Raw genomic sequence first — 15,291 nt, 5'->3', positions numbered from 1 at the left:
CCGGCCGTCGACACAGTGCGCGCCGGCCCGGTGCGCGTCGGCCCGGTGCGCGTCGGCTCAGTTCGTGTCGGGAAGATGCCAGCGGTAGGGGGCGACCAGCGCGTCGATCCGCTCGGGACCCCAGCTTCCCGGAGCGTACGGTTCCACGGGCGCGGGCGATTCCAGCAGCGGGGCCGACACCTCCCAGAGGCGCTCGATCCCGTCGGACCGCGTGAAGAAGGACTGGTCGCCGAGCATGGCCTCCAGCAGGAGGTGCTCGTAGCCCTCCAGGGAGTTGTCGGCGGTGAAGGAGCCGCGGTAGCCGAAGGCCATTTCGGCCTCGGCGAGCTGCATGGACGGGCCGGGCTCCTTGACGAGGAAGCGGGCGGCGACGGAGCCGGGATCGGCGAAGTCGATGACGAGTTGGTTCCCCCGGCCGAAGGCCGCCGCACGCGCGTCCAGCGGGAACATGCCGAGGACGGGCTCGCGCAGGCCCAGGGTGACGACGTGCCGCCCCTGGGCGAGCGCCTTGCCGGAGCGCAGGTGGAAGGGGACCCCGGCCCAGCGCCAGTTGTCGATCTCGACGCGCAGGGCCGCGAAGGTCTCGGTGTCCGAGGCCGGATCGACGCCGGGCTCGGCGCGGTAGCCGGTGTACTGCCCGCGGACGACGTGCGCCGGGTCCAGCGGCCGCATGCTCCGGAAGACCTTCACCTGCTCGTCCCGCAGCGACTGGGCGTCGAAGGTCACCGGCGGCTCCATCGCGACGAAGCCCAGCAGCTGGAACAGGTGGGTGACGATCATGTCGCGGAAGGTTCCGGTGCCCTCGAAGAAGTGCGCGCGGCCCTGGATGTCGATCTGCTCGGGCACGTCGATCTGCACGTGGCTGATGTGTTCGCGGTTCCAGAGCGGTTCGAACAGACCGTTGGCGAACCGCAGGGCGAGGATATTGTCCACTGCCTCCTTGCCGAGGAAGTGGTCGATGCGGAACACCCGGGACTCGTCGAAGACGGCGTGGATGGCCGCGTTGAGCGCGCGGGCGGACGCGAGGTCGGTGCCGAAGGGCTTCTCGACGATGACCCGGGCCCCTTGGGCGAGTCCCGTGGCGCCGAGGAGCTCGACCATGGAGGTGAAGGCGACCGGGGGGACGGCGAGGTGGAAGAGCCGTCGCGGAGTGCCTCCGAGCGCCCGCTCGGCCTCGCGCACCGCGGTCACCAGGGGCTCGGACGCGCCCGGGCCGGCCGCACCGAAGGACAGGGCGGACTCGAACTCCTGCCAGGCGGGACCCTCGGGACGGGAGCGGCCGAACTCGGCGACGGCCTCCCGCGCGTGCGCGCGGAACGCGTCGTCGCTGAGGGCCTCGGCCGCCGGGGCGGAGCCCACGATGCGGTAGCGCCGCGGCATCAGCCCCGCCTTGGCGAGATGGAACAGCCCGGGCAGCAGTTTGCGGCGGGCCAGGTCGCCGGTGGCGCCGAAGACCACGATGACGTGGTCCGCCGGGCTCGGCGCGGGGGACGGGGCGGGCTGGGTCATGGGGCCGTACTCCCGTTCCGGGCGGTCGCATCGCCCTCAGGCCCCCACTGTGCAAGCCCGCCCCCGATCCGGCACCCGGAGGTCCACCACCCGGGTCACGCACACCGGCACACCGGCGCCCCGCACCCGTGCGGGATGCGGGCCGACGGGGCCACCGGATCAGTGCGAGCCGGGGCGGGTGGTCCGGGCGTGGACGCCCTCGAAGCGCTGGAAGGCCGCCTCCTGCCGCCACTCGACCTGCGCCTTCGGGCTGGACTTCAGGAAACGGGCACACCGCTCGCCCGGACGCTCGGCGCCCTGGCGCTCGCCGGCGCACGCGCCGATCGGCCGGTAGCCGGTGCGCACGTCACGGTTCCACAGGCCCCGGCCGGGCAGGAACGAGTGCTCCAGGGAGGCCCGGGCCAGGTCCCTCAGCTCCGGGTAGCCGAGCCCGTACATCTCGGCGGCCCGGCGGTACTCGTCGGTGATCTCGATCCGCGACACCCCCGGGTCGTCGGTGGCGAGGACGACCGGTACGCCGTGACGGCGGTACGTGGCGAAGGGGTGCGCGTCGCCGGAGACGCGCAGGATCTGCTCATTGCTGTGGAACGGGACCTCGACCGCGATCCGCCGCTCGGCCATGTAGCGCATGAGCGACTCCCACCGGTCCTCGTGCAGGACGGACACCCCGTGTCCGATCCGCTCGGCGCGGCCCGTCTGGGCGGCCTCCCGGATGTGGAAGGTGAGGTCCTCCGGCTTGACCAGCCCGGGTACCAGCTCGCCCGCGTGCAGCGTGATGTGCGCCTTCGGGTACTGGGTCTTCAAGTAGTTCAGCATCCGCATGTGCAGGCGGTAGTCGCGCAGGGCGACCGGGTCGTCCTCCGGCTGCACCAGGTTGACGGCGACGAAGCGCGGGTCGCGCTCGGCCAGCCGCATGCCGAGGGCCATCTGGGTGAACACCCGCTCCGGGGTACCGGCGCGGGCGACCTGGGAGATCCAGCGGTACGGCAGGGAGCACGCCGCTTCGGGCCGCGGGGTGTCGCAGTGCGCGGCCGCGCGGAACTCCACGTCGGTGCTGTCGGCGTCGGCGCGGGCCTGCCGGACGACGGCGTCCAGGGCGCCCGCGGCCAGCAGCTTGTCGTGCATGCGGTCGAGGTCGGCGTCGTATCCGACCCGGTCGGCGAGTGTCCGGGCCTGGCCGGAGGCCGGGGAGATCATGGTCTCCAGGTAGAACTGGTTCTGCCGGGCGGCGGAGCCCGCGACCTCCGCGAGCATCCGGCCCGGGTGCCGCCAGGTCACCTCCCCGAACTTGCCGAAGGTCGCGAAGAAGTGGTCGTGGCCGTTGCCGTCGGCCGGGAAGTCCTGCATCGACCAGGCTCGGATGACCTGCTGGCGGAACGCCGCATCGGTGACGGCATCGCCGGCGGGCCGGGTGCCCGCCCCGCACGGCGGGGGCACGGCGGTGGTGGTGTCGGTGGTGATGCACAGGCCGTCCCCGGCGGCGAGTTCGATCAGGAACTCGGTGGTGACCGCGCCGGACAGATGGTTGTGCAGGTCACCGCCCTTGGGGAGGTCGGCGAAGAAGTCCCCCGGCCGGTCGGGGCCGGAAGCCGGGGCCACGGCGGGGGCGGAGGCCGCGTAGGCGGAGGGGGGTGCGAGCAGGGCGAGGGCGGAAAGCGCACCGATCAAGTGGGATGGGATCACGCGCACATGGTGGGGAAGCGGACGGCCGCATCCCGGTATCCCGGGCCGGGAGCCTCCCGGTGTCACCCGGGAGGCCCCGCGGAGGATCGTTCCTCCGGAACCGAACCGCAGCGAACCCCACCGCATCGCACCGGCCCGCGGGTCAGGCCGGTCGGCCGATCAGGCGCGGCAGCGCAGCATTTCCAGTGGCGGGCTCGCGAGGAGGTCCGCCCAGAAGTCCTGGCCGAACTCACGGACACCGGCTTCGGACACCTGGATCGGAACCCACTTCAGCTCGCTGAACCCGGCCGCCCGCAGGGAGTCCTCGTAGACCTCGCGGCGCAGGGCCGTGCCGAGGATGCTGATCGGCTGCGGGTCGAGCAGCGCCGTGACCTGCACCCGTGGACCCAGCTCGGTCTCCTCGCCGGTCGGCTCGCAGAGGAAGCCGTACGTGTCGAGGGACGCGCAGTCGAAGCGGTAGTCCGGCTTCTGGGCGAACACGAAGAACTCCCCGCCCGGTACCAGGCTCCGGTGGACGTTGCGGCACATCCGCTCCAACCCCGCGATGTCCTCCGCGTAGTTGAGGCACTGCACGCCCAGCGCGATGTCGAATCGCCGTTCGAGAGGCCGCAGCTCGGCCACATCGCCGACCTCGTACCGCACGCCCAGCGGGTCGCGCTGCTCGATGTCCTGGGCGGCGGCGATCATCTCGACGGAGATGTCGACACCGAAGACATCCGTGGCGCCGCGGCGCTTGAACTCCCGGCTGTAGAAACCGGTACCGCAGGCCAGGTCGAGAATCGACTTTCCGCGCACGTCACCGACCATGCCCAGGAAGCTCGGTACCTCCCCGAAGCGCGTCAGCGGCAGAGCCTTGAACCCCTCGAACGCCTCGCCGATCGCGTCGTACTGTTGCACGCTCACGTTCTTCCCCCTTGTCGATTCGTCCCGTACGCGACCACACGGGCTCCCCGGATCCAGCGGCTCACCGGGGGCGTGGTCGTGGCAGAAAGTCTGCTCCGGACGCGTCGGAGCGCCGTACTGGCAGATGACACAAAGAAGTTGGTGGGGTGATCCTCCTATCGCCCAACGTTCCCGTGGGGCCGGCCGAGCCACAGGGGGCCGCGCATGGCCTCGGCGCCTCACGCCGGACCTCGGCACACATCCGACGGGGCGATCCCGACCGATTGCGCTCGACGGCGGTGATCCGGGGAGCCTCCTCGGTCTCCAGGCGGGCCGGCGCCCGGCCGCGACCCGCCTGCGCAACGTCCTCCACCGCCCCCGCCCGGCCGTACCGGGCTCCGACGCTGCTGCGCGTGCGAGGAACATCCACATGGGGGAAGCTGGTGAATGCCTGCCGTGCCGACGGCGGGAATGACGGGCGAGGAGGGCCTCGTGGACAGATCAGCAGACGGCCGGCTCGTGCGTGCACTGCGGTCCAGGGCGCGAAACATCACCCTGTTGTGTGCAGCGGCGGCCCTGGCCACGGCCACCGTCCCTGCCTCCGCGCAGACCCGGACCGTGGCGGCTCCCGTGACGGAGCCGCTCGTGGTCGTCGACTGCTTCCAGCAGGCTCAGGTACGCCCCGAGGAGTACTTGCTGGCCTGCGGAGACGGCAACAACCGCCTCGTCGGGCTCAAGTGGGACACGTGGGGGCCGAAGGCCGCGACGGCCAAGGGCACCGACATGGTCAACGACTGCAAGCCCTACTGCGCGGCGGGCCGTTTCCGGTCGTACCCGGTGACGGTGACCCTGAGCAGCCCGGAGCCCTGGCCGGACCACCCGGACGTGCAGCGCTTCACGTCGATCCGACTCGTCTACACGGACACCGCGCCGGATCCGGTACCGAAGGACGTCACCTACAAGCTGGTGTTCTGACAGGACACCGGCGGGTTCGGCCCGCAGGGACGTGCACGTGGACGTGGATGCGGTGGTCCTCGAGCTGTACGGGCTGAGGCCCGCGGACTTCACCGCGGCCCGCGACGCCCGTGCGGCCCGGGCCCGCCGGGAGAAGGACACCGCTGCCGCAGCCGCCATCGCCGCCCTGCGCAAACCGACCCTGGCCGTATGGGCGGCCAACCTGCTGGCGCGCACCCACCCGGACCGTGCCGAGGCGCTGCTGCACCTCGGCACGGAGTTGCGCCGGGCCTACCGGGAGCTCGACGGCGCGCAGCTGCGTGCGCTGTCCCACGAACAGCACCGGGTGATCGCCGCGCTGGCCGCCGAGGCCGGACACGTGGCGGCCGGGGCGGGGGAGCAGCTTCGGGAATCCGTGGTGCGTGAGGTCGAAGGGATCTTCCACGGCCTGCTGGCCGACGAGGAAACCGCCCGCCAGTGGGCGGCCGGCTGCCTGCGGAAGGCGCCCACCGCGGCGGTGGGTTTCGAAGGCCTGGAGCCGGCCCCGGACGCCGTACCCCGCCCTGCGGCCGCCCCTCGCCGCACGGCCGAAGTCCCGGCTCCGCCGGCCGCGAAAACGGCCAGGCCGGCCGCGGACAAGGACACGACGGTCGTCGACAAGGACACGACGGCGGCAGGCAAGGACGCGATGGCGGCCGCCAGGGAACGAGCCGCGCAGGCATCGGCGGCCTTGCAGACGGCCGAGGAGCACCTCAGCGAGGCCGCGGCCGCCCGGGACCGGGCCGAGGCCGACGCGGCCGAGCTGCGGGGCGAACTGGCCGCGCTGAAGGAACGGGTCGAGACCGCCCAGCGGGCGGCCCGGGAGGCGAAGCGCCGCCAACGGCAGGCCGAGCAGGCCCGTGCCAAGGCAGAACGGACGGCGCAGCAGGCTGCGCGCCGACTGGCGGAAGCGGACCGGGGCGGGGGCTGAGGCCGGGCCCCGTCGGCCGCGGCGCGGGCCGGGGCCGGGCAGCAGCCCGGGTACGGGCGCCCCGGTCAGGGGCGGTCGAGGCCCCAGGTCTGAAGCACGTACGAGCGGCCCTTCTCCTCGCCCGTGATCAACGGGACGTCGAGGAGTCGGAATCCGGCACGGGTGGCGACCCCGACGCTGGCCGCGTTCTCGGCCTCCAGCTCCAGGATCACCCGGTCCACGTCCAGCTGCTCGAAGGCATACGCAGCCATCACCCGCACCGCCCGGGCGGCCAGCCCCCGGCCCCGGTGTGCCGGGCCGAGCGCGTAGCCGAGCTCGGTGCCCTCGGGGGCGCGCTTCAGCATCACCTCGCCGAGCGGGGCGCCGCCGTCGACGGTGATGGCGAGCAGCAGGGCCGTGCCCTCCGTACGCAGCTTCCGGGCCCGGTCCAGGCGAGTACGGGCCGCCTCGTCGTCGAAGGGGGAGACGATCGGCGTCCAGTAGGCGACGTCGGGGTGGTCGAACAGCGCGGGCATCGCGGCCAGGTCCGTCTCCGTCCAGTCGCGCAGGACCAGGCCCTCGCCCGTCAGCTCGATCCGGTCGGGAAACGACGGCGCGGTGCTGCTCATGCTGGGGGACCTCCGTGACGGGTGCGGGACCACGCAGGATATCCGGGGCCCGCTCATCGGCTCACCCGATTATCCTTCGGTGGCGAAAGCGCAGGTCATGGCCCGATCGCGGGGACCGTGCCATGCTCGAAGGGTGCAGAAGGATCCTGCGGCGTCGAGCGATGAGGGTGCATCGGCCGAGGTGCTCGCCCTGGCCAAGGTCGTGGCCAGGCTCCGGGCCGAGGTGGCGGACCTGGAAGGCCTCGGCTCCCTCACCGCCGTGCTCGAACGCGCCAAGGGCGTCCTGATGGCCCGGGAGGGCCTGTCGGCCGACGAGGCGTACGAGGCGCTGGTCGAACGGGCCGGGCACCGGGGCGGCACCCTGATGGAAGAATGCTGGATCACCCTCGGCGGAATCCGATCGAGGCCGTCGGGACCGGCAGGGACAGCAGGGACGGCAGGGACGGCAGGGACGGCAGAGGCATCGTGGCCGGCGGGGCCCACCGCACCGGATCCGAAGGCCCCCGGGCCCGTAACGAGCGGCCGCGGTCCGGCCCCGGACGGCGCCCGGTCGGTATTCGACCCGGACCGCTACCTCACCGTCGGTCACGGCGACAAGGGCACCCGCGCGCTCCTCGCCGGCCTGGCCGTCTCCCTGGCCGACGCCCGGACCACCGCGGATGCCGCGGCGCTGCTGCACGAGGCGCTGCGCCGCCCCGTGGGCGTGGACGGCGTGATGATCTACACGCTGGACGGGGCCGGGCGGCTCAAGCTCATCGGCCATTCCGGGATCGACGAGGTACTCGCCGCGCAGTGGCAGGACGTCCCCCCGCTTGTCGGTGTCGCCGCCCTGGAGGTGATCAACTCCGGCGAGCCGCGATGGCTGGAGGATCCGGCCCGGGACGCCGTCACGTACCAGCTCATCGGGCCGCCGGAGCGGTGGCCCACCCGTGCGTGGATCCCCGTAGCGGGCGAGGAGCGGGTCACCGGCGCCGTCGGATTCTTCCGGAAGCTCCGCGCCCCGTTCGGCGAGGGCGAGCGGGCCCTGCTCCAGCAGGCCGTGCGGCTGTGCGGCGGCTCCCTGCGGGTCTTCGAAAGACGCACCACCTCACCGGCGGACCCGGAGGTGGCCGCGGTCCAGAGGATCTTCGACACCGTCTCCGGCGCGGCCATCCTCCTCGCACCCGTGCGTTCGCCGCGCGGCGAGGTGGAGGACTACCGCATCGAGGCGGCCGCCCCGGACTCGGTGGACGTGGCGGGCCGCCGCGGCAAGGAGCTGGTGGGCCGGCGGGTCCTGGAGACCTATCCGACCGTGGCGGGCACCCCGTTGTGGCAGGGCTACCTCGACGCCCTGGAAACCGGAACCACCTATGACGGCGAGCCGTTCTCGTACCGCGAAGTGATCGCGGGGGTTCCCGAGACCTCCGTGTACTCGGTCCGGGCCGCGCGGCTCGGCGGCCGGCTGATCGTCTCGTGGGTGCGCCACGACACCGCAGCCCGCGAGATCCGCCGGCTGACCACCATGCAGCGGCTGGGCAACCTCGGCTGGGCCGACTGGAATCTGGCCACGGACACCATCGAGTGGTCCGACCAGGTGTACGCCATCTTCGACCGCGCGACCGACCGGGGGCCCATGCGGCTGGAGGAACTCCCGAAGCACCTCGTACCGGACGACCTGCCGAAACTCGCCGGCGCCGTCCAACGGCTGCTGGGCGAGGGGTCCCCGATCGACCACACCTTCCGCATCGGCACCGCGAGCGGGATCCGGCACGTACGCATCGTCGCCGAAGCCGAGACGGACGCCTACGGTGCCCCCGTCGAAGTGCACGGATTCTTCCAGGACCTCACCCCCCAGCGGGACACCGAGCTGGCCCTGCGGGAGAGCGAGCGGGCCGTCCTCGTCCAGCGGGGCGTGCTCCAGGCCGAACGGGCCATCGCTGCACGCCTCCAGCACGCGCTGCTGCCGATCCCCGAGCAGTCGATCGAGCTGGTCGGGCTGTGCGTCGACATCGCCTACATGCCCCAGGACACCGGAGTGAACGTCGGCGGCGACTGGTACAGCGCCATCGAACTCCCCGACAAGAGCGCCCTCTTCGTCGTCGGAGACGTCGCGGGCCATGGCCTCGACGCGGTCGGGGCCATGGCCCAGCTGCGATTCACCGCCAAAGGCATGATCATCACCGGCTCGGCGCTCCCCGATGCCATGAGACGGCTCAACACCCTCCTCCTGCACACGGCCGCCGACCAGACCGCCACCACGGCCACCATGATCATGGCGCGTTACCGGCCGGCGGAGCGGCGCCTGGCCTGGGTGCGGGCCGGGCATCTGCCGCCCCTGTTGATCCGCGGCGGCGAGGCGCGCTTCCTGCCCCTGCCGGAGGGCAACCTCCTCGGCGCGTCCTTCGACTCGGTGTACGTGGAGGAGACGCTCCAGCTGGAGCCCGGCGACCACCTTCTCCTCTACACCGACGGCCTCATCGAGGTACCGGGGGAGACGGTGGACCGCGGGCTCGCCCGGCTCGCCGAGGCCGCCGCCACGGCCATGGGCGGGGGATTCACCGAACCGCTGGCGCAGCTCCTGGCCTCCCTCCACCCCGCCGGCCGCGACGACGTGTGCGTCCTGGACATCAAGTTGCCGTCGGACGCCGAATGACCCGGGGCCCCGGGGGAGGGGCGGCGCCCCAGGCCCCGGGGCGACCACGGTTCAGGAGTTCCGGGTTCAGGCGTCCTTTCCGCGTCCGCTCATCGCGTCGCGGAGGCGGTCGACGAGGCCGACCCCGGGCGCGAGGAGCTTGTTGGCCGGGGGCTTGTCCGGGGCGGACGGATGGGGCCGGGTGGGCGCGGTCTTCTTGGCCGAGCGCACCTTGTCCCCGAGTCCGGCCAGCGTGTCGGCCGAGCACGCGGCGCGGAGCCGGGGGAAGAGGCTGCCCTCCTCGTCGGCCACATGCGCCCGGATCTCGGTCATGAGCGTGTCGACCAGACCGTCGAACCGGGGGTCGTCGGCCTTGCACCCCTCGAGGTCCTTCATGATCCGCTCCGCCGCCGCGTGGTCCTCCAACTCCTTGTCCGCGATGGCGTCCCCGTCGGGCAGATGCTCACGTACGGCCGGGTACAGGTACTCCTCCTCGGCCACGGAGTGCCGGACCAGCTCGATGGTCAGCTTGTCCGCGTAGCGCTTCCTGCGGGGATCCCCGGAGGGCAGCTCCTGGATGTGCTTGAAGAAATCCTCGACCTCTTGGTGGTCGAAGGTCAGCTCTGCGATGACGTCACCGCCGTGTCCCATGATGTCCTCCTCGGTCAGGGGTCGTATGGGTCGTATGTGGTGTGTGGGCCGGTTGTCTTCGGTGTGTCACCCGGCGACGGCCACGGAGACGTGGATGCGCTTTCCGCCGGTGGACGTGGGCATGACGCTGACGTCATGTGCGATGTGCCGGACGAGGATCCAGCCCCAGCCGCCGCTCCCGTTGAGGTGCGGCAGCCGGGTCACGGGCGACACCGAGCTGGTGTCGGTCACATCGATGTCGAGCAGCCCCTCGTGCACGGCGAGATCGAGACTGCAGGGGCCGTCGGTGTGCCGGACCGCGTTTGTGACGAGCTCGGTCACGATCAGGGCCGCGGCGTCCACGGCGGCCGGGTGCACCGGGTGCTCCCGGTCGCCGATGCCGGACAGGAACCGGTAGGTCGCGTCACGGGCCCTGCCGGCGGCGCTGACGTCCGCCGGCAGGTCGAGATGACGCTGCGGTTGTCGGTTCGTGGGCGTCATCGCGGGCTCCCGGGACGTGCTTGAGGCGTTCTCTCCTTCTGCTGCGCAGGGGTGCCGGACCGGCACCGGCGAGCTGTCGTCTCAGGTGTTGAGCAGCCGATTGAAGAAGGACCGGTACTGCTGGAGTGCCAGCCTCAGATCCTCCGTGGCGACCTGCTCGCCCTGGTCCCACTGGCCCTCCAGGCCCTGCTTGCGCGTGGAGAAGGTCTGCGCGAGCGCCTGCATCACCTCGGCGACCAAGGCGTCCGCCGACGTCACCGCCTCCTGCGGGTCATCCACGAACCGGCCCTGGATCTCGCTCCAGGTCTTGCGGTAGCCCTCGGCGTCCTCGGCGCCGAGCAGCGGCTCGTCCACCCCTGTCGGTGTCCGCTCGTCCTCGTAACCGCCGACCGCCGCCTCCTCCTCGGCCCGGCCGTTGCCCCGCGGGTCCGCGGTGGCCTCACCCGGGTACGTGGGCACCTGCCCCGCCTCGTCCGTCCGGGCGTCCGGCGCGGCACTCGCCGCTCCGGTGGTCGCCCCGGGGTTCGCTATGTCCTCGGTCGTCAGCTCGCCGCCGAAGGTCCGATCGTCCCTGTCCGCATGGTTGTGCATGTTCTGCATGGTCACCGGCTCCTCTGGTCGCTGAGCAACTCCTCGAAGAGCGCGCGGTAATGAACCATCGCTCCGCGGAGTTCCTCCGTCGTCGTCTGCCCCGCACCGCTGCGCACCTTCACGTCGTGCGCGGCGCGGTAGTGCTCCAAGGTCTGTCCGTGCTCCACCGAGAGATCGCGCACCTGCCGGTTGAACCCCTCCGTGGGGTAGCCCCGCTCGCGCATCAGTCGCGTCACCAGCTCGTCGGCCTCACCGACGGAGCCCTCGGGCCGGTCCACGAACCGCTCCTGGACCTCGCTCCACTCCTGCGTGTACTGCAGGCGCCGCTCCGACGGCAGCTCCTTCAGCTCGAATTCGGCGTGGCGCTCCTCGCGGGCCCGGAGCTCGCGCTCCGCGGCCATCCGGCCGCCCTCGGCCTCGACGGTGCGTTCGTATTCGGGCCCGAACCTCTGCTGCAGGTGGCGTCGGCGGGACATCATCCACAGCCCGACGCAGAGCGCGACGACCACGACCGCCGCTATGACGATCACGGTAATGAGCATGCTGTTCGACATGGCTCGCCTCCATCCGGGCCTCATCGGCCTCTGCCACGCGGCTGCCCCTCGCGCCCCTTGTCAAACGCGGGTACGGCCTCCCGCCCCGGGGAGCGCCGCCTCCCACGGCTCGTCGCGCGACCGGAACAGGGCGCCCTCGGCGGCCCGTTCGCGTCCGCCGGTCGCCTCCCAGTTCCCCGATCGCCGAGCGAGGTGCGCGACGGATCGGATCCGCGTACCGGATCGAGCCGCCCTGCCCGGTTTGAAGGCGCACAGGCTGGTCAGATGCCTCACGGGGCGTCCCGCCGACCGCGGGGCACCCTCCGGAGCCACCCATTGCCCCACGTGAGCACCACGGGTCGAGGGCGGGCGTACGGCCTGCGACCCCCGTGTCGGCAGCCGGTACGTCGACGTCCAAGCGATCGGAACAGCGCCATGAATGCTCGCCCCGTCGGATCCCCGTCCCGCTCTCCCTCTCCCACCCATGCGCAGCGCCTCCTCGCGATCTACCTCAACGACCATCTGGCGGGGGCCAGCAGCGGTGTCTCGCTCATCCGCCGCATGGCCCGGACCCACCGCGGTACGCCGGCCGGGCCGCCCCTGGCCGAGCTCGCCGAGCAGATCGCCGAGGACCGGGAGAGCCTGCGCGAGATCATGACCGCCCTCGACGTCCCCGCCCAGTGGCCCCGGGTCGTCGTGGGGCGCCTGGCCGAGAAGGCGGGCAGGTTGAAGCTCAACGGACACCTGGTGAGCCGCTCGCCCCTCAGCGACGTCCTCGAACTGGAAGCCATGCGGATCGGCGTGCAGGGCAAGGCGGAGTTGTGGCAGTCGCTCGGCATCCTCGCCGAAACCGCCGACCATCTCGACCGGGCCGCCGTCGACCGGCTCCTGACCCGCGCGCGGCAGCAGGCGGCGGTCCTGGACGGACTGCACGACGAGGCGGCCCGACGATCCCTCACATCCGCATCCCCGTCCGCACCCGCATCCACGTCCGCGTCCTCGTCCGGGTCCCCGTCCGCGCCCGCCCGCCGCGACCGCGGCCCGTCCCGAAGGACCAGGTGGGCCTGATGAGGGTCGTCGTCACCGGCGCCACCGGCAACGCCGGCACGAGCGTGGTACGGGCCCTCGCGGCCGACCGCACGATCACCGATGTGCTCGGCATCGCCCGCCGCCGCCCCGGCCTCCGCATCCCCGGGGTGCGCTGGGCCGAAGCGGACATCGACCCGGGACGCTCCGATATGACCGAGCTCTTCGCGGGCGCCGACGCGGTCGTCCACCTCGCCTGGAGGTTCCAGCCGACCCACGACCCCGTGGCCACCTGGCGGACGAACGTCCTCGGAAGCATCGGGGTCTTCGACGCCTGCTCCCGGGCCCGCGTGCACACCCTGGTCCACGCCTCGTCGGTCGGCGCGTACTCGCCCGGCCCCGACGACGGACGCCCGGTCGACGAGTCCTGGCCCACCCACGGCTGGCCGGGCGCCGCCTACCCGCGCGAGAAGGCCTACCTGGAGCGCTACCTCGACGCCTTCCAGCTCACCCACCCCCACATGCGGGTGGTCCGGATGCGGCCGGCGTTCCTCTTCAAGAAGGGCGCGGCCAGTGAGCAGCGCCGGATCTTCGCCGGGCCGCTCCTGCCCTGGCGCCTGGTCCGGCCCGGCCTCCTGCCCGCCCTGCCCGCGGTGTCCGGCCTGCGCTTCCAGGCCCTGCACACCGACGACGCGGCCGAGGCCTACCGGGCAGCGGTCGTAAGACCCGTGCGCGGCCCCTTCAACCTGGTGGCCGACCCGGTGCTGGACATGGCCACCGTGGCCGGCCTCCTGCGCGCCCGGACGGTGCCGCTCCCGGCGGGCGCGGCCCGCGCCGTACTGGCCGCGGCCTGGCGCATGCACCTCGTACCGGCCACCCCCGGGCTGCTGGACACCGTCCTCCGGCTGCCCCTGCTCGACGCCGGCCGGGCCCGCGACAAGCTGGGCTGGACACCGTCCGTCACCGCCACACAGGCCGTCGAGGCCTTCATCGAAGGCCTCCACCTGGGAGCCGGCCTCGACACCCCGCCCCTGGCCCCCGCAGGGGCGCCCCGCGCATGAGGCGCGGCCCGTGGGGCAGGCGGTGTGCGAACCGGCCGAGCGCCGAGCCGGGGGACCGGCGGATTCGACGACCGATGCGAGGAGTGGTTGATCATGCACGACGACATGTGGGCCTACCGGTCCGGAATCGTCCACCCGACCGGGGATGAGGACCTCACCGGATTCACGGTGGAAGCGGCCGACGGACGGATCGGCAAGGTCGACAAGCACTCGGCGGAGGTAGCGGACGCGTACCTGGTCGTCGACACAGGAGTCTGGATCTTCGGCAAGGAGGTGCTGATCCCGGCCGGCACCGTCACCCGCATCGACCGGGAGGCGCACACCGTGCACGTGGACCGCACGAAGGAGCAGATCAAGGCGGCCCCGGAATTCCACCGGGACAACCACCTGGCCGATCCGGACTACCGCGTCGAGATCTCCAAGTACTACGGGGCCATCGGCCGGCTCGGAGGCCCCCTCGTGTAGCGGCGGCCGGGAGCTCCGCACTCCGTCGCGACGAGGAGGTTTCAGCCGGCCCGATCGGGCTAGCCGCTGCATATGGTGAGCATCGGATACACGATGATGACCGAGCAGGCGGGCCCGAAGGAGCTGGTGTCCCACATCGTCGGGGCGGAGCGCGCCGGGTTCGACTTCTCCGTCATCTCGGACCACTCCTTCCCATGGCTGGACTCCCAGGGCCACGCCCCGTACGCGTGGAGCGTCCTGGGCGCGGCCGCCCAGGCCACCTCCCGGATCCCGCTCATGACGTACGTGACCTGCCCGACCTTCCGCTACCACCCGGCGGTGGTCGCGCAGAAGGCGGCGACGATGCAGCTCCTCTCCGACGGCAGGTTCCGCCTCGGCCTGGGCTCCGGCGAGAACCTGAACGAGCACATCGTCGGAGCCGGCTGGCCCGCCGCGCACGTGCGCCTCGAGATGCTGGAAGAGGCCGTCGACATCATCCGGAGACTGTTCGCGGGCGGATATGTGAGCCACCACGGCGCGCACTTCGACGTCGAGAACGCCCGGCTGTGGGACCTGCCGGAGGAGCTGCCCGCGATCGGCATCGCGGTGTCGGGACCCCGCTCGTGCGAGGTCGCGGGCCGGCACGCCGACCTGGTGATCGCCACGGAGCCCGAGGCGGAGCTGCTGAGGGCGTTCGACGCGCACGGGGGAGCGGGCAAACCCCGCGTCGGCCAGCTGCCCGTCTGCTACGACCCCGACCGCGGCGCCGCGGTGGCCCGCGCACACGACCAGTTCCGCTGGGCGCTCGGCGGTTGGCGGGTCAATGCCGAACTCCCCGGTCCGGTCGGCTTCGACCAGGCCGCGCAGTACACCCGGCCCGAGGACGTGGCCGGGGCCATCCCCTGCGGCGACGACGTGGACGCCTTCGTCGACGCCGTACGCCCCTACGCGGAGGCCGGATTCACCGAGGTCGCCCTGGTCCAGATCGGCGGCGACCACCAGGAACCCTTCCTGGACTGGGCCACGTCCGACCTGCTGCCGGCCCTGCGGAGCCTGTGAGACCGGCCCCGGCCGCCCGCTGTCTCTATCCGGGAGCGCCCGCCCCGACCTGCCCCGGCATGCCGGTGATCATGTGCTCAACCGATGAACGCCCGCGGAACGGGAGCCGCAGGCGCGGGTGGTCGGCCTGATGTGTGCATGCGGCCAATCCGGGGAACCATGATCACGAAACTGGTAACAGTCGGTAGCCGTCTGTTACGTTGCGTGCGCATCCATTCGGACTGCGAAC

Annotated in this window: 15 protein-coding genes; 7 read left to right on the top strand and 8 right to left on the bottom strand. The window is 72.3% G+C overall.

The genetic code is table 11. The features are described from left to right. Positions 1-57: 57 nt before the first annotated feature. The 3 genes from zwf to B6R96_RS01160 all read right to left on the bottom strand — a co-directional run bounded on the left by zwf (position 58) and on the right by B6R96_RS01160 (position 4,095). Positions 58-1,509 carry a glucose-6-phosphate dehydrogenase gene (zwf, locus tag B6R96_RS01170; protein ID WP_081521235.1) on the bottom strand — a complete coding sequence of 484 codons (1,452 nt, stop codon included), beginning with the start codon at positions 1,507-1,509 and terminating at the stop codon, positions 58-60. A gap of 159 nt (positions 1,510-1,668) precedes the next feature. Then, on the bottom strand, positions 1,669-3,192 hold the full coding sequence (locus B6R96_RS01165) for an adenosine deaminase family protein (protein ID WP_237291269.1): 1,524 nt from the start codon (positions 3,190-3,192) through the stop codon (positions 1,669-1,671). A 159-nt stretch (positions 3,193-3,351) separates the two neighbouring features. Next, positions 3,352-4,095 (bottom strand): class I SAM-dependent methyltransferase, encoded by a 744-nt coding sequence (locus B6R96_RS01160; protein WP_081521233.1) that lies wholly within the window; start codon positions 4,093-4,095, stop codon positions 3,352-3,354. Positions 4,096-4,566: 471 nt separating this feature from the next. Here B6R96_RS01160 and B6R96_RS01155 point away from each other — a divergent pair, with 471 nt between their 5' ends. Together B6R96_RS01155 and B6R96_RS01150 are read left to right on the top strand one after the other, a co-directional pair. Continuing rightward, complete coding sequence (locus B6R96_RS01155; protein ID WP_237291268.1) at positions 4,567-5,049, top strand: hypothetical protein; 483 nt, start codon at positions 4,567-4,569, stop codon at positions 5,047-5,049. A gap of 37 nt (positions 5,050-5,086) precedes the next feature. Continuing rightward, on the top strand, positions 5,087-5,998 hold the full coding sequence (locus B6R96_RS01150; protein WP_159396250.1) for a hypothetical protein: 912 nt from the start codon (positions 5,087-5,089) through the stop codon (positions 5,996-5,998). Positions 5,999-6,063: 65 nt separating this feature from the next. Here B6R96_RS01150 and B6R96_RS01145 read toward each other — a convergent pair whose 3' ends face one another. After that, the gene (locus B6R96_RS01145) at positions 6,064-6,606 is read right to left on the bottom strand and encodes a GNAT family N-acetyltransferase (RefSeq protein WP_081521231.1); all 543 of its coding nucleotides are present in this window, start codon (positions 6,604-6,606) and stop codon (positions 6,064-6,066) included. 133 nt (positions 6,607-6,739) lie between these two features. On the opposite strand from B6R96_RS01145, the gene B6R96_RS01140 reads away from it, so the two are divergent. Next, positions 6,740-9,238, top strand: a complete 2,499-nt coding sequence (locus tag B6R96_RS01140) for a SpoIIE family protein phosphatase (protein WP_335755471.1) — start codon at positions 6,740-6,742, stop codon at positions 9,236-9,238. A gap of 66 nt (positions 9,239-9,304) precedes the next feature. Here B6R96_RS01140 and B6R96_RS01135 read toward each other — a convergent pair whose 3' ends face one another. The 4 genes from B6R96_RS01135 to B6R96_RS01120 all read right to left on the bottom strand — a co-directional run bounded on the left by B6R96_RS01135 (position 9,305) and on the right by B6R96_RS01120 (position 11,493). Then, positions 9,305-9,868: a hemerythrin domain-containing protein gene (locus tag B6R96_RS01135; protein ID WP_081521230.1), complete on the bottom strand. Its 564-nt coding sequence runs from the start codon at positions 9,866-9,868 to the stop codon at positions 9,305-9,307. Positions 9,869-9,934: 66 nt separating this feature from the next. Continuing rightward, the gene (locus B6R96_RS01130; protein WP_081521229.1) at positions 9,935-10,348 is read right to left on the bottom strand and encodes an ATP-binding protein; all 414 of its coding nucleotides are present in this window, start codon (positions 10,346-10,348) and stop codon (positions 9,935-9,937) included. Between the two features lie 81 nt (positions 10,349-10,429). Then, positions 10,430-10,948 (bottom strand): hypothetical protein, encoded by a 519-nt coding sequence (locus tag B6R96_RS01125; RefSeq protein WP_237291267.1) that lies wholly within the window; start codon positions 10,946-10,948, stop codon positions 10,430-10,432. A 2-nt stretch (positions 10,949-10,950) separates the two neighbouring features. Next, a complete protein-coding gene (locus tag B6R96_RS01120; protein WP_053702447.1) occupies positions 10,951-11,493 on the bottom strand; it encodes a hypothetical protein in 543 nt (180 codons plus the stop codon). Positions 11,494-11,907: 414 nt separating this feature from the next. Between B6R96_RS01120 and B6R96_RS01115 the strand changes: the two genes are divergently transcribed. The 4 genes from B6R96_RS01115 (at position 11,908) to B6R96_RS01100 (ending at position 15,062) form a co-directional block, all read left to right on the top strand. Continuing rightward, positions 11,908-12,540: a hypothetical protein gene (locus tag B6R96_RS01115; protein WP_081521228.1), complete on the top strand. Its 633-nt coding sequence runs from the start codon at positions 11,908-11,910 to the stop codon at positions 12,538-12,540. Then, entirely contained in the window at positions 12,540-13,559 is a 1,020-nt protein-coding gene (locus B6R96_RS01110) for an NAD-dependent epimerase/dehydratase family protein (RefSeq protein ID WP_081524904.1), read from the top strand. The genes B6R96_RS01115 and B6R96_RS01110 overlap by 1 nt, the downstream gene beginning before the upstream one ends. A 93-nt stretch (positions 13,560-13,652) precedes the next feature. Then, on the top strand, positions 13,653-14,024 hold the full coding sequence (locus B6R96_RS01105; RefSeq protein WP_081521227.1) for a PRC-barrel domain-containing protein: 372 nt from the start codon (positions 13,653-13,655) through the stop codon (positions 14,022-14,024). A 72-nt stretch (positions 14,025-14,096) separates the two neighbouring features. Then, a complete protein-coding gene (locus B6R96_RS01100; RefSeq protein WP_053702444.1) occupies positions 14,097-15,062 on the top strand; it encodes an LLM class F420-dependent oxidoreductase in 966 nt (321 codons plus the stop codon). The last annotated feature ends 229 nt before the right edge of the window (positions 15,063-15,291 follow it).

This window comes from Streptomyces sp. Sge12 (assembly GCF_002080455.1).
Classification (GTDB): domain Bacteria; phylum Actinomycetota; class Actinomycetes; order Streptomycetales; family Streptomycetaceae; genus Streptomyces.
Note: the sequence above shows the minus strand (reverse complement) of the source record. Positions and strands in the feature narration are given on the sequence as shown.